This is a genomic window from Flavobacteriales bacterium (assembly GCA_020635795.1).
Classification (GTDB): Bacteria; Bacteroidota; Bacteroidia; order Flavobacteriales_E; family Vicingaceae; genus Vicingus.
The window spans coordinates 284,166-298,846 of the sequence record JACJZD010000002.1 but is presented as its reverse complement, the minus strand read 5'-3'; the positions used below and the strand labels follow the sequence as shown (position 1 = coordinate 298,846).

Genomic DNA, 14,681 nt, shown 5'->3' with positions numbered 1-14,681 from the left:
CTATTTGAGTAATGATAAAAACAAAAGATTATATACTCAATAACCTAAAAAATCATTTAATTGACGATAACTTAAAAAATCTATCTGTCAAAAATTGGAAAGAAATTTTTTCTAAAGAACTTTCTAATATTTTCAACACTAAAACTTACGGTTTCAATCCTGAATTTGTTTACCGTTCAAGAATAAATCTAGATAAAGAGAGCAATCACATAAATTTTTTCAATAACACAAAAGATTTATGGGCTATTCCTCCTAAGAAAGCCAAAAATCAAGGACGTTGCAACCTTGCTGGTCAAAGCTTACTTTATTGTTCTTCGGTGCCAATGACAACTATTTTTGAATTGAAGCCAAAAACTGGGGAATCTATTACAATTCTGGAATACAAAACTAATGGTGAAATTGGACCATTAGGTATTGTAGGTGTTAATGACATTCTTAATATTTCTGAAGATTATAAAAGAATATTTAGTAATCATTTTAAAAATAATTCTGAAGAATCTATTTTATTAGATAATATATTATCAAATATTTTTAAGACCAAATCAGATAACACAATAAACTTTCCAATTTATAATTTAACAAATGCAATAACACAAATATTTTTAAATAAACAACCTATTAATAAATCTATAAAAAAAATAAGTGTACCAAGTGCGATTGGATTAATTTACCCTAGCGTTGAATCAAAAAGAATACTAGGAGTTAATTTAGTTTTAAAGCCTAATTTTGTTAAGTTAACACCATGGAAAGCATACAAGTATAAAATTATTCAGAGACATGATGAACATCATTATGATTTAATTCTAACAGATCAGGCGAATAAAATTCTATCAAATGGTCAATTGGTTTGGGCAGAAAAAAATGATAGTCAAATCGAATTTTTAACAGATTTATAAAAAAGCAAGACAACTTTCGCTGCCTTGCTTTAAACACACTAACTAAACTACTAAATCGTTTGTTTTGCCGAAACAGCACTTAAATAGCTGTTTTCGGTAGTGGCAATTTGCAATTGTATTTGCGATAATTCGTGTAACAATACTGATAAAATCGTGTTGGTTAACTGCAACTCATCTACAGCAATTAGTTTATCTGCTTGTGTAGGAAACATTGCTTTCACCTTGTTGTTATACCCTTCAATCGCTTTACTTAAACTTTCAAAAGAGTGCTCTCCTTTGGCATCGTCAAAATTTTTCCTGTTAATGTTCCCATCGTTTGCTCTTTGCATGTCTAGTAAAGTCATTTTTTTAGCACCTTCTAAGCTAACATCTTCTGCTTTTGAAATTAAAAAAAGCTTAATGGCTTCTATGTCTTCAAACAATTTTTTAGAAGTTTCATGAAATTGAATTGCCTCTTCTCTATCCTTTACTGAAGTAATCAAGGTTGCATTTTCATTAACTAATTCGGAAGCATTGTTATTCATAAAAGTATATGATGCACTAACACTTTCTTGCAAAGCAGAACTTGGTCGTAAATTAAACATGGCAAACAACATTCCTCCACAAGCCATCATTAACACTGCATTTATTGTAGCATTAAATTTCTTTTCTGCTTTTCTAATCTGTGTAATGTAATACAACGGAACGTAAGCAAAAACAAACAACGTAACACTCCAAAGCATTAAGAAGTTGGCATAAGGCCAGTGCATTAATTTAAATATTGTACCTGTACCAGCTCCCATCGCTAATAAAAAACCAAAAGAAAAAACCCACTTACTTATTTTACTTTCTTCATCTTTAAACTTTAATACTATCATTAGTGGGAGAAATATTAAACTGAAAGATAATCCTCCTAAAACAATAAGCATACCTGCTCCTGGCCAGTGCATGACTTTAAACACAGCACCAAAAATGGTTAATATAGATGATATTATTCCTGATATTTTTAATGTATTTTTCATGGCGTAATAGTTTTTAAACGTTAATAAATTATTCGTTTCTTGCTCTATTTCTTTCAATTCATTTTTGAAAAAACGAGGCATAATGGTTCCATAGAACTTATAAAAGTCCTCATCTTCGGCCATCTCGTTTTCAACTATACAGCAAATGTGATCAAGTAGGTTGTATTGCAGATCTTCAATAGTAACCCCATTGGCTTTAATGTTGTCGAGAATAAAATCTATCTGCTCATCGGTTACTTTGTACATTACTCATTTTAAGCTCTACGTCTAACAAAAACTTCATGGTATTCATAAAGTCAACAAATTCATTTACTTTCAGGTCGACAGTAATATGGCCTTGCTTTGTAAGCGTGTAATATTTCCTTACACGCTTACCCATATACTCCGATTCTGTTTCCACCTCGCCGTTTTTTTCGAGCGAGTGCAAAGTTGGATACAGCGCACCTTCAGTAATCTGAATTTTGTCGTTTGTTAATTCTTTTACTCGTTGAGTAATTTCATAACCGTACATTTTACCTTGCTCCTTGAGCAATTTAAGCACGATAGTTTTTAATGTTCCTTTTATAAGTTCTGATGAATACATAGGACAAATATACATAATATTCTTATGTATATAATTTTAATACCTAAGAATATTATGTATAAAAGTGTAATTTACTGTTTATCAATTATTTATTTTTTATTAAAGAAGTAATTCTTAATCTTAACTTTACAAAAAAATTTAACGATGGCTAGTTTTAATAGAAAAAATCATTGGGAAAATATTTACCAAACCAAACAATTAACCGAAGTAAGTTGGTATCAACCCACACCTCAAACGTCGTTAGATTTTATTCAAGAATTAAACACTCCGTTAACTGCCAAAATAATTGATGTGGGTGGTGGCGATAGTTTTTTAGTCGACTACCTTTTAAAACTTGGTTATTCTAACATTACTGTATTGGATATTTCTGAAGCAGCTATACACCGAGCAAAAACCCGATTGGGTAAATTAGCAAAAAAGGTAACGTGGATTGTATCGGACATTACAGAATTTAAACCCAACGAACAATACGACGTCTGGCACGATAGAGCCGCATTTCATTTTTTAACCAACCAAACCGATATCAAGAAATACCTTGAAATTGTCACAAATAATACGAGTATAAATGGACAACTTATTATTGGAACATTTTCAGAAAATGCCCCAACCAAATGTAGTGGAATTGAAATAAAACAATATTCAATAAATGATTTAGAAACAGTTTTTAAACCAACTTTCAAAAAAATAAAATGTTCAACCATAAATCATCCAACACCTTTTAATACTGTTCAAAATTTCACATTTTGCACCTTTAACAAAAAAATTTAATTGATTGGTTTAACAAAGAATAATAAATTTTTTCAACTAAAATATTTGACTTACTTTTGCAACCTAAATCATTATAAACCAAAACAATATACTATGAAAAAAATCTTACTTTTTAATTTAGCTTTTGTGGCTTTAACAATAACCACTAAAGCTCAAACTGTTTTATTTGCCGACAGTTTCGATACTTACACTTCAGGGGCTTTTTTAGCTCAACAAGGTTTACCTTGGACAACTTGGAGCAATGCTCCTGGTGGTGCTGAAGATGCGAAAATTTCCAACTTGCAATCAAACAGCCCTTCAAATTCTGTTTTAATTGACAACGCTAATGACGATATCATTTTAAGATTAGGAAACAAAACAAGTGGAAAATTTAATATTTCGTTTTATTACTTTATTCCTGCTGGTTTTGGAGGTTATTACAACCTACAACATTTCGAAGCTCCTGGTAATCAATGGGCAAACGAAGTTTATTTTGGAAACAATGGTAATGGTAATATTAAAGCAAACAATGTAACTACAAACTTTACTCACCCAAACAATGCTTGGTTTTTAATTGAAAACCATGTTGATATTGATAACGACACAGCAGCGCTATTCATTAATGGAAACCACATTGTAACTTGGCCTTTTGCCACTCAAGCTGGCGGAGGTGCAGGTGCGGCTCAATTAGGCGGGGTCAACTTTTATGCTGGAGCAATTACTGGTCAAACTCCAAAATATCATTTTGATGATGTAACTTATACTGAGCTTGTTTTACCATTAACTCCTCCTACCATTAATGTAAGTACAGCTGATATTTTTACATCTGGTGCTGCTCCAGAAACTTTTACTATTACAAACGATGGAGACCAAAACATGAACTTTGTAGCTTACCCTACTTATCCATTTGATGCAAACAATGTTTCATTAACTCCAACATTAAGCCAAATTACTTACGATCAAAGTGGTTTCTTTAGTGGTTTAGGAGGTTTTACTGCTGATGTTACTGTGAAAGCTGCAAACAAATTCAAACCTAACTATTTAGCTGATGCTATAGGTCAAGAAATTACTTCAGTTGATGTTCAACTTAATGACCAAGCATCTAATTACTCCTTATTGGTATACGAGAGAGGTTCTTATATTACTCCTGGACCAGGAACATTATTACACAATATTCCTTTTACTCAATCATCAGTTGGTGAATTAGTAAACATCTCTTTACCTTCTCCATTATATATTGATGGAAAAGACATTTGGATTGGATATGTTTGTGATGCTGATTCTGGAACCTACCCATTAGGTTTAGATGCTGGACCAAGAGTTGCTGACGATGTTAACTGGATTTCAACAGGTCCAGGATGGTCAGAATACAATGCTACAGTTGATGCTAACTTAACTATTTATGGTAACCTACAAGGAAACCCTATTCAAAAATGGTTAACCGTTTCTCCAATGTCAGGAACATTAACTCCAGCGCAAGTTCAAACCATGAACTTAACATTTAATACATTAGGTTTACCTGTAGGAAATTATTTATCAGTAGTTGAAATAGGCTCTAACGACCCTGCTCAAGAATGGTCGCAAGTTAATGTTCATTTAACAGTTGCTACTAATGTTGATAATATTGAATCAAACATAGGTATTATGACTTATCCTAACCCAACAACTAACAACATTAACATTAAAGCTGATGCTAATATTGACGTTGTTTCAATTTATGGTTTAAATGGTCAATTAATTAAAACAGTTCAAGTTAATTCAAACACAACTGTAATTGAAGTTAGCAATTTAGCTAAAGGAAATTATGTGTTAGATATTAAATCTGGTAACAACACTATAAAGAGAAATGTTGTAGTTCAATAACGTTTAACTAAATAATTATATAAAAAGGCGATTCAAAATTGAATCGCCTTTTTTTTGTTGAAACTTGTTAAAAACAAATCGAAAGTTTTACTGACAAAAATTTTAATAAACTTATATTTGTTGTTCAGGTAGAGAAAATGGAAAATTTTGTTGTTTCAGCGAGAAAGTATCGCCCAGTAACCTTCGATTCGGTTGTTGGACAACTATCTATTACCTCAACTTTAAAAAATGCAATAAAAACTGAACACCTTGCACAAGCGTTTTTGTTTTGCGGTCCACGTGGTGTTGGTAAAACAACTTGTGCTAGAATTTTAGCCAAAACCATTAACTGTTTTAACATTACTGAACATATTGAAGCTTGTGATGAATGCGAATCTTGTAAATCGTTTAACGAAGGACATTCATTAAATATTTATGAACTTGATGCGGCGTCAAACAACTCGGTAGATGATATTAGAAACTTAATTGAACAAGTTCGTTTTGCCCCACAAATAGGCACTAAAAAAGTGTACATTATTGATGAGGTTCACATGTTATCTGCTCAAGCTTTTAATGCTTTTTTAAAGACGCTTGAAGAACCACCAAAACATGCTATCTTCATTTTAGCCACTACCGAAAAACACAAAATCATCCCTACTATACTTTCGCGTTGTCAGATTTTTGATTTTAACCGAATTCAAATTGAAGACATCGCTTCTCACTTATTAAATATAGCTGAAAAAGAAAATATTACTGCAGAAAAAGACGCTTTACACATTATTGCCCAAAAAGCAGATGGCGCTTTACGTGATGCACTTTCAATTTTTGATCAAATAGTTAGTTTTTCAGGCAACAACATTACTTATCAAAACGTAATAGACAACCTTAACATACTCGATTACGATTATTACTTTAAATTAACCGATGCTATTTTTGAACATAAAATAGCCGATTGCTTGTTGATTTTTAATGATATCCTTTCAAAAGGTTTTGATGGTCACAACTTTATTAATGGATTGGCAGAGCATTTTAGGAATTTGTTGATTTGCCAAGATACTTCCACACTAAAATTATTAGAGGTTGGTGAAAACATCAAAAACAACTACAAAGAACAGGCTTTAAAAGGCTCTACACCTTTGTTCGTATCGTTTTTAGATACCACATCGAAAGCTGATGTAAGTTATAAGAGCAGCAAAAACCAACGACTCCTTGTTGAAGTAATGCTTATGCAGTTGTGTTCAGTTAATAACGAGCACGAAAAAAAAAAGTCTTAATTAATCTCCCGTTTAATAAACAGGAAAAAAATCAAGTTGCTACATCTTCTCCAATCATTAAAAAACAACCTGTTGGGGAAACCAATATTGCCGTACAAAAAAATCTGGTAAGCGAAGCAAACCAAAACAGTTACAATAACGAAGTTGAAAAACCGTCGACTCCAGAACCGCCGAAACCAACAATAACATTAAAAAATTTATCATCAGTTAGTTTTTCTCAAAACATTTCTATTCATAAATCGGTAAATCAAACCAAGCAAGAAGAAGAGGTTGCTATACATGAATTAACAAATCGACCAACTGAGCATTTCACTATTGAAGATTTTCAGAAAAAATGGTTTGCTTACAAACAATTATTGATAGAAAGAGGCTCAACAAGTTTGGCGTCAGCATTTGAAAATTTACCAGAAATTGTGGGCGAAAAAATTACGTTGACCGTCGAAAACAAAGCATTAGAAGACGATATCAACGAAACTAAAACCGATATTCTTGATTTTTTAAGAAAAGCACTCAACAACTACAACCTTAACTTAGAAGTTAAAATTAATGCCGACTTAAAAGCAAGAAAAGCCTACACCCCAATGGAAAAATTTGCTAAAATGAGCGAGAAAAATCCACACTTAATTACCTTAGTAAAAACCTTCGACATGGACATTAACTATCCAAATAAATAGTTATAATATTCGGTAATAGGTCATCAATTTATAAGTTTCCATTAAAAAAAAATTAATTTCGCCATAAATATCAAACTGAAATGAAAAGAGTAAAAATTAGCGATTTATTAAAATCATCAACCATTGGTTCAGAAGTATTAGTTAAAGGATGGGTAAGAACATTTAGAAGCAATCGGTTTATTGCAATAAATGATGGTTCAACACTACAAAACATTCAAGCTGTTGTTGATTTTGAGAAAGAAGATGAAAATCAGTTGAAAAGAATTACTACTGGCTCATCTATTGCTGTTGTTGGAACAGTTGTTGAATCTCAAGGACGAGGTCAATCTATAGAATTGGTTGTTAAATCGTTTGAAATTTTAGGCGATGCTAATCCTGAAGAATTTCCACTACAACCAAAAAAACATTCGCTTGAATTTTTACGAGACATTGCGCACTTACGATTTAGAACCAATACATTTAGTGCAATATCCCGCGTTCGTCATGCAATGATTTTTGCAGTGCACAAGTTTTTTAACGACAAGGGTTTTTACAATATACATACACCAATAATAACAGGTTCTGATGCAGAAGGTGCTGGAGAAATGTTTAGGGTTACCACATTAGACCTTGACAACCTACCAAAAAATGAAGGAAAAGAAATTGATTTTAAACAAGACTTTTTTGGAAAAGAAACCAACTTAACGGTTTCTGGTCAATTAGAAGCTGAATTAGCAGCATTGGCTTTGGGTCAGGTATATACTTTTGGACCAACTTTTAGAGCAGAAAACTCTAACACTACTCGTCACCTTGCTGAGTTTTGGATGATAGAGCCTGAGGTAGCTTTTAACGACATTAACGACAACATGGATTTAGCAGAAGAAATGCTAAAATATTGTGTTAAATATGCACTAGACAATTGTACTGAAGATTTAGAATTTTTAGCTTCTCGATTGGAAGAAGAAGATAAATCGAAACCTCAAGACCAACGTTCGTTGCCTTTAATTGAAAAATTAAAATTTGTAGTTGACAATGAATTTGTACGTTTAACTTATACCGAAGCCATTGAAATTTTAAAACGCTCTAAACCCAACCAAAAAGGGCAATTTAAATACCCAATTAACGAATGGGGTGCTGATTTACAATCGGAACACGAACGTTTTTTAGTAGAAAAAGAATTTAAAAAACCTGTGATTTTAATTGATTATCCTGCAAAGATTAAATCGTTTTACATGCGTCAGAACGACGATGGAAAAACGGTTGCTGCAATGGATATTTTGTTTCCTGGTATTGGAGAAATTGTTGGTGGCTCTCAACGTGAGGAGCGTTTAGACATCTTAAAAGAAAAAATTAAAACCTTTAACATTCCTGAAGAAAGTGTTTGGTGGTACTTAGAAACCAGAAAATTTGGAACGGTTCCTCATGCTGGTTTTGGCTTAGGTTTTGAGCGTTTAATGTTGTTTGTAACGGGGATGACAAACATACGTGATGTGATTCCTTTTCCAAGAACACCAAAGAATGCCGAGTTTTAATTCAAAATTTTATTCTTTATTTCAATCAAACAAAGCATTATTTCATACTTATATTTGGAATTAACCAAAAGTGTGAATAGTTTTGTAGTCAAATGTTCTTTAAATTATCGGCATCTATATAAGATGTTTATCCAGAAAGGTGGAGGGATTAGGCCCTACGAAACCTTGGCAACCTCCGTCAATTGACGGAAAGGTGCTAATTCCTATCCGTCAGTTGACGGAAAAGATAAGTAGAAAATAATATGTTAACCCCTTCTGCTTATAAAACAAAAGGGGTTTTTTATTTTAAGTATGTGTAAGATTACTGACGAATTAAATAAGCGAATACTCATTTTAGATGGTGCAATGGGCACCATGATTCAACGTTATAAATTAACCGAAGAAGACTTTAGAGGAAATGTTTTTACTGATAGTTCTGTACTATTAAAAGGCAATAACGATTTACTTTCCATTACTCGCCCTGATATTATTAAAGCCATACACGCAGAATATTTTGAGGCGGGTGCCGATATTGTAGAAACCAATACTTTTAGTGGTACGAGCATCGCCCAAGCTGATTACCAATTAGAAAAAGCTGTTTACGACATTAATTTTCAATCGGCTAAAATTGCCAAAGATGTTGCAATAGAATTCACAAAAAAAAATCCTGAAAAACCTCGTTTTGTTGCAGGAGCAATGGGTCCAACTAACAGAACGGCTTCTATGTCGCCCGATGTTAACGACCCAGGTTACAGAGCTGTTACATTTGACCAATTGGTTGTAGCTTATACCGAACAAGTAAAAGGCTTAATTGATGGTGGAGTAGATTTACTTTTAGTAGAAACTATTTTTGACACATTAAATGCAAAAGCAGCACTTTTTGCCATCGATGCTTATTTTGAAAAGATTGGTTCGAGATTACCTATTATGGTTTCCGGAACAATTACCGATGCTAGTGGAAGAACACTTTCAGGACAAACAGTTGAAGCTTTTTTAATTTCCATCTCACACATTCCTTTGTTAAGTGTTGGATTTAACTGTGCGCTTGGTGCAAAACAATTACGTCCACACATTCAAACGGTAGCAAATAAAACCAACTACTTTGTGAGTGCATATCCAAATGCTGGTTTACCCAACGAATTTGGGGAATATGATGAAGCTGCAAAAGAAACGGCTCGTCAGGTGGAAGAATTTATACAAGAAGGGTTAATCAACATTATTGGTGGTTGTTGCGGAACAACTCCTGCTCACATTAAAGCAATTGCTGATGTTGCATCAAAGTATCAACCAAGAAAATGTAAGGAAGCTTTTAATCTTCCTAATTATAGCGGACTAGAGCCTTTATGGGTTCGACCTGAAAGTAATTTTGTAAATGTTGGTGAACGAACAAACGTTACTGGTTCGTTAATGTTTAAACGATTAATTAAAGAAGAGAAATACGAAGAAGCAATAGCTGTAGCATTAAATCAAGTCGAGGGTGGCGCTCAAGTAATTGATGTGAACATGGATGAGGGAATGTTAGATTCTGAAGTGGTCATGACTAAATTCTTGAACTTAATTGCTTCAGAACCAGACATTGCTAAACTCCCTATTATGATTGACTCATCAAAGTGGTCGGTTATTGAAGCGGGATTAAAATGTACACAAGGTAAATCCATTGTAAACTCCATTTCATTAAAAGAAGGCGAGGAAGTATTTCTTGAAAGAGCAAAATTGGTAAGACGATATGGTGCAGCTGTTATCGTAATGGCTTTTGACGAACAAGGTCAAGCAGACACCTACGAGAAACGTATTTCAATTTGCAAACGAGCTTACAAATTGTTAACCGAAAAAATAGGTTTTCCAGCACACGACATCATTTTTGACCCCAATATTTTAACTGTTGCAACAGGTTTAGAAGAACACAACAATTATGCGGTAGATTTTATCAATTCAACCAAGTGGATAAAAGAAAATTTACCGGGAGCATTAGTAAGTGGTGGTGTTAGCAATGTGTCGTTTTCGTTTAGAGGTAATGATACCGTTAGAGAAGCCATTCATTCTGCATTTTTGTATCACGCCATAAAAGCAGGAATGGATATGGGTATTGTTAATCCTGGTATGTTAGAAGTGTATGCAGAAATTCCGAAAGAACTCTTAGAAAAAGTTGAAGATGTTTTATTAAACAGAAGACCTGATGCTACAGAACGATTGGTTGATTTTGCTGAAAATGTAAAAGGAGTAAAAAAAGACGATGCAAAAGAATTAGAATGGCGAAAAGGAACTGTTCAAGAACGTCTTTCACATGCTTTAGTTAAAGGTATAGTGGAATTTATTGATGAAGATACTGAGGAGTGTCGAAAATTGTTTGATAAGCCCATAGAAGTTATTGAAGGACCGTTAATGGACGGGATGAACATTGTTGGAGACTTGTTTGGTGCAGGTAAAATGTTTCTTCCTCAGGTAGTAAAAAGTGCAAGAGTAATGAAAAAAGCTGTTGCCTATTTGTTACCATATATTGAAGAAGAAAAGAAGAACAATCCGAGTGATGCCCCAACAGGAAATGGTAAAATTTTATTGGCTACTGTAAAGGGCGACGTACACGATATTGGTAAAAACATTGTAGGAGTTGTGTTGGGTTGTAACAATTACGAAGTAATTGACCTTGGAGTAATGGTTCCTGCCGAAAAAATTATTGAAGTAGCTAAGAAAGAAAAGGTAGATATTATTGGTTTAAGTGGTTTGATTACTCCATCACTTGATGAAATGGCCTATTTTGCTAAAGAATTGGAACGACAAGATATGAGTATTCCTTTATTAATTGGAGGGGCGACAACCTCTAAAATTCATACTGCAGTAAAAATTGAACCTAACTATTCTAAAGCTCCAACAGTATATGTTTTAGATGCTTCCAGAAGCGTACCAGTGGTTGGAGAGTTATTAGCAAAAGACAACACAACATTTGTTCAGAAAATTAAAGACGAGTACCAAAATTTAAGAGACATTCACGCTAAGCGAAATGCTACTAAAGAATCTCTAACCATTGCTGAAGCCCGTGACAACAAGTTAAAAATTGATTTTGAAAAAGAACCCCCATTTAAACCAAACCAGTTAGGCGTTCAGGTCTTCTCAGACTTTCCTATTAAAACATTGTTAGATTATATTGATTGGAGTCCGTTTTTTAGAACTTGGGAATTGGCAGGTCGTTACCCCAACATTTTAGAGGACGAAATTGTTGGTGATGCTGCCAAAAAATTATTCGACGATGCACAAAAAATGCTTACAAAAATTGTTGAAGAAAAATGGATTACAGCAAACGGAGTTGTTGGAATTTGGGAAGCAAACACTATAAACGAAGATACCATAGAAGTTTATGAAAACAATAAAACCATTTCTACCCTTCACCAATTGCGTCAACAAGCTAAAAAAGCGAAAGGTGTGCCTAACATTTCGTTAGCAGATTTTATAGCTCCTAAAGAAACTGGAATTAAAGATTACATTGGAGGTTTTGCAGTTACAACAGGTATTGGTATTGAAGAGCACATCAAACGTTTTGAAGCCGATCACGACGATTACAATTCTATTATGTTAAAAGCTTTAGCTGATAGGCTTGCTGAAGCTTTTGCTGAGTATATGCACAAAAAAGTGCGAACCGAAATATGGGGTTATGCTCAAAACGAAAACCTTGACAATGATGCGTTAATACAAGAAAAATACAAAGGAATCAGACCAGCTCCTGGTTACCCAGCTTGTCCAAATCATACCTTAAAAAATCAATTGTTTGAATTGATGGACGCTACAAAAAATACGGGTATTGAATTAACCGAAAGTTTGGCTATGTACCCAACTGCTGCTGTAAGTGGAATGTACTTTGGGCATCCTCAAGCTAAATATTTTGGAGTTGGAAAAATTAGCCAAGACCAAGTAGAAGCCTATGCAATTGCAAACAACATAAGTATTGATAAGGCAGAACGTTGGCTGGGTTCTTCGATGAATTAAAAACAATTTATCTTAAAAGACTTAAAAACCCTTTAATGTTTTTTGTTTCACCTTCTGTAGTTTTATATTTTATAACATAGTAATATGTACCAATAGGCACATTCTCCCCACTCGTTGTCCTCCCATCCCAAATAGTAAGTTGTTGTTTATTGTTGATGGTTGGAAGTTTGGATAAAGCCTGAACACCATAATTAGATACTTTAATAAGTTGTCCCCATCTATTAAAAATTTCTACGTTAACTTCTTCCAGTAAACGTGCGCTATTTAAATCAATCACAAATAAATCATTAAAACCATCTTTGTTAGGAGTGAAAACATTTGGCACAAAAACTACTAAACTATCAGGTGTAGCATCTTCAATTACTTGGGTTGTATCTTCGCAAATATTTACAAATCCATTTACAAAATAGTTTCTTATTACATCTATTCGGTTTTGCATAATTGTAATGGCTGCTGTATTACTTGTATCAGTATAATCTCTCCCAAAAACAAAAGCCAAATCTAGTTCTACAGCACTATCAGGTAAAAACGTAAATGGACCGCATGAACCAATCCCTCTTATATCTCTTAAGGAACTATTATCATTCCAAGGTGAAGGTGTTGTAATTATTCCTTGGGTACTCCAAAAAAGGGAGTCGCTCCCCCCGGGAAATAAATAATTTGTCGGAACAGTTCCTCCTATTCCCATTCCTCCCCAAGTCATCGGGATTCCAGATTTCCAGTTGCCTTTTAAATAATTATAATAATCCGAAGAAATTTCTGGTTCATTAAATCCAATTGAATTCGAATCTATGTCATATGTAAGAAAATTTGACAAGCCCATAAATTCATTATCTACTACTCCATCACCAAAGCCAATTCCCAAACCTTGATATGGAACACCGTTAGAATCAATAGCATCTTGAACATTGTTTGTTAATGGATTGTCTATTCCGTCATTTGGCAGTTTGGGTCCCTTTAAAAAAGTTACACTTTGAGCAGGAGGACTAGCTCCATATCCAACTGTCCAAGGAACAGTTTCATCAACATTATCTTTATTGTACCCATAAAAAGATCCTCTAGAAACATCAGTTGCAAGATAATCATCTTGAGGATTTCCAATATCTAAATCCGACCATAAGCCAATGTATGCATTAAATAATGGAGACGCAGACCGATTGTACACTTTATAGCTTACAAAAACTGTGTTGTTTAGTGCTGAATCTTCAGGGCAATAAAACGAATATGCCATTCCATGAATTTCAATTCCAATCCTCAATATATATGGTTGAACAGTATCTCGTTTATCATTTTGAATAAAATAAATAGCTTGTTGCCCTTTTATTTTCGGATAATCGCCCACAAGTGGATTGTAAATGCCATTATTATCTACATCAACAAAAGGAGCAAGATTTAATGCTTGTCCTAAGCTGGTATCACCATGAGCAGGCCAATTAATAATTGCTTCAGTAGTACTTATTCCAGCAATGTGATTTTGAATATCCATTTCACTCACTTTCCATACTCTATCCCATTGATAATTATAATAACTATAGTTTACAGAATCCATTATTGGACCGGCATTCCCTCTGCTATTAGCTTCTTGATATGTAGAAGCCGAAACCCTGATATTACCATTTATATCTTCTCCTGCTAGCCAAAGATTAGAGGCATATATTGTAGCTGTATTCGAATTTTTAGGCACATTAAAATACCCCAACCCATAAGAGCCATAAGTTCCTGCATATTGAAACAAGACATTTTTATGAATTGATGCTCGTATATTATTTGCATCGAGGTTCTCAAATGGCTTTCTTTTTACATAAATGTAAATAACTGCTGTATCAAATCCTGTTGGAAACCCATTGTCTGTTAAATAATAGGTGATACTATCTTTTCCTGAATAACCAGGGGGTACAGTATAAAATAGTCTATTTACTCTTAGCCAGCCCGAAGGGTGATTTTGAATAGTAACAGTATTAACTCCATTATAAAAGATGGTATCTATAATCAAGGTATTACCATCTACATCAGAATCATTAAAAACAATGGTGGCACGACTGTAAGGCAGAACCCTAACACTATCAGAATAATCAACATAAAACGTATCATTAACTGCTATAGGAGTGTTTTGACTAAATCCACTTGAGAATACTAACGTAAAAAAAATGAAAAATGTAGCTATTTGTTTCATAATACCTAATTAGCTTGTTGGTA

10 protein-coding genes and 1 riboswitch are annotated in these 14,681 nt (G+C 33.6%); of the genes, 7 read left to right on the top strand and 3 right to left on the bottom strand.

Going from position 1 to position 14,681, the window contains the following annotated elements; translation table 11 throughout:
- Positions 1–11: 11 nt before the first annotated feature.
- Positions 12–896, top strand: a complete 885-nt coding sequence (locus tag H6589_08955; GenBank protein ID MCB9174722.1) for a hypothetical protein — start codon at positions 12–14, stop codon at positions 894–896.
- Between the two features lie 50 nt (positions 897–946).
- On the opposite strand, the gene H6589_08950 is transcribed toward H6589_08955, so the two are convergent.
- Positions 947–2,143, bottom strand: coding sequence for a hypothetical protein (locus H6589_08950; GenBank protein MCB9174721.1), 1,197 nt, complete (start codon positions 2,141–2,143; stop codon positions 947–949).
- Positions 2,124–2,480 (bottom strand): helix-turn-helix transcriptional regulator, encoded by a 357-nt coding sequence (locus H6589_08945; protein ID MCB9174720.1) that lies wholly within the window; start codon positions 2,478–2,480, stop codon positions 2,124–2,126. Before H6589_08945 ends, H6589_08950 begins: the two co-directional genes overlap by 20 nt.
- 144 nt (positions 2,481–2,624) lie before the next feature.
- On the opposite strand from H6589_08945, the gene H6589_08940 reads away from it, so the two are divergent.
- From H6589_08940 to metH, 6 genes are all read left to right on the top strand, one after another.
- Positions 2,625–3,248 carry a class I SAM-dependent methyltransferase gene (locus tag H6589_08940; GenBank protein MCB9174719.1) on the top strand — a complete coding sequence of 208 codons (624 nt, stop codon included), beginning with the start codon at positions 2,625–2,627 and terminating at the stop codon, positions 3,246–3,248.
- Between the two features lie 93 nt (positions 3,249–3,341).
- On the top strand, positions 3,342–5,090 hold the full coding sequence (locus tag H6589_08935; GenBank protein MCB9174718.1) for a T9SS type A sorting domain-containing protein: 1,749 nt from the start codon (positions 3,342–3,344) through the stop codon (positions 5,088–5,090).
- Between the two features lie 137 nt (positions 5,091–5,227).
- Complete coding sequence (locus tag H6589_08930) at positions 5,228–6,343, top strand: DNA polymerase III subunit gamma/tau (GenBank protein ID MCB9174717.1); 1,116 nt, start codon at positions 5,228–5,230, stop codon at positions 6,341–6,343.
- A gap of 356 nt (positions 6,344–6,699) precedes the next feature.
- Complete coding sequence (locus H6589_08925) at positions 6,700–7,017, top strand: hypothetical protein (GenBank protein ID MCB9174716.1); 318 nt, start codon at positions 6,700–6,702, stop codon at positions 7,015–7,017.
- A gap of 80 nt (positions 7,018–7,097) precedes the next feature.
- Positions 7,098–8,528 carry an asparagine--tRNA ligase gene (gene asnS / locus H6589_08920; GenBank protein ID MCB9174715.1) on the top strand — a complete coding sequence of 477 codons (1,431 nt, stop codon included), beginning with the start codon at positions 7,098–7,100 and terminating at the stop codon, positions 8,526–8,528.
- A gap of 124 nt (positions 8,529–8,652) precedes the next feature.
- Positions 8,653–8,761, top strand: a riboswitch (SAM riboswitch).
- Between the two features lie 58 nt (positions 8,762–8,819).
- The gene (gene metH / locus H6589_08915) at positions 8,820–12,485 is read left to right on the top strand and encodes a methionine synthase (protein MCB9174714.1); all 3,666 of its coding nucleotides are present in this window, start codon (positions 8,820–8,822) and stop codon (positions 12,483–12,485) included.
- Between the two features lie 7 nt (positions 12,486–12,492).
- Here metH and H6589_08910 read toward each other — a convergent pair whose 3' ends face one another.
- Positions 12,493–14,658 carry a gliding motility-associated C-terminal domain-containing protein gene (locus H6589_08910; protein MCB9174713.1) on the bottom strand — a complete coding sequence of 722 codons (2,166 nt, stop codon included), beginning with the start codon at positions 14,656–14,658 and terminating at the stop codon, positions 12,493–12,495.
- Positions 14,659–14,681: the final 23 nt, after the last annotated feature.